Here is an 817-nt window from a genome sequence, read left to right on the forward strand (position 1 = left end):
GTGAAATCCAGCGAGAATCCGGCGCTTGAGCTGACTCTACAGCCGCCATAACTTTATACATGCTGTTGTGGTGTCGTTCTTATAGTATTTTTGTTTTCAACTGTTATTTCGGAACCTTCTGCAAGCATAATTGAGTTTGGTTCCATACAATTTAGGAATTCAAATTTAATCCCATAGACTTTTCCAAAATCCACATCTATTATATAATCGTGTACTTTATAGGATTTCCACTTAGGATGTGTGACTTCATATTCGTTTGTTTTCTTATTATTCACTTTAGCATAGCCCCAATAATGCTCTGTTATAAATTCTGTTTCACTCCCAGGACTAATTTCAAAACTTTCTTTACTAGCAGTCAGTTTAAAATTATTTTCTTTTTTAGATTTTATCCATTTATATTCTACAATCCTTGAGTCTTCATTTTCAATCCATTGATGACTCATAGGCATAGTTTCATAATTTTCGTTATAAACAGTGTTTGCAACAAATGTTAATGCTCTTTTGGGTACTATTTCTTTTATAAAAACAACCCCTCTTTTCCATTCTCCATTATCAAATCTCTTAACATAAAAACGTAAATTGACCTCTTCAAAATTTATGTGATATGGGATTTTTATCCCTAATAGTTTAGTGTTTTTAAACAAGAATCCAACCAAACTAACATAACATTTTTCCTCCCAAAGATCTAGTTCAGTTCCAAATGGAATAAATTCAGTTAACTTATCTTTGTCAATCGCATAATTTGCAATTGCTAGTTTTCTCCATTCTGCTTTTAAAAAGCTCATTTATTTTTTGTTTTTTATATGCACCACAACGT

At 31.3% G+C, this 817-nt stretch carries 1 protein-coding gene; it reads right to left on the reverse strand.

Features of this window, described 5'->3' with window-relative positions:
- Positions 1-53: 53 nt before the first annotated feature.
- Positions 54-785: a YqjF family protein gene (locus HH304_RS21110; protein WP_169685285.1), complete on the reverse strand. Its 732-nt coding sequence runs from the start codon at positions 783-785 to the stop codon at positions 54-56.
- Positions 786-817 lie beyond the last annotated feature (32 nt).

This window comes from Marinigracilibium pacificum (genome assembly GCF_012926615.1).
Classification (GTDB): Bacteria; Bacteroidota; Bacteroidia; order Cytophagales; family Cyclobacteriaceae; genus Mangrovivirga; species Mangrovivirga pacifica.

Excerpts from the sequence above, each read along its gene's own strand:
- HH304_RS21110 (WP_169685285.1), bottom strand. The coding sequence starts at position 785 with ATGAGCTTTTTAAAAGCAGAATGGAGAAAACTAGCAATTGCAAATTAT.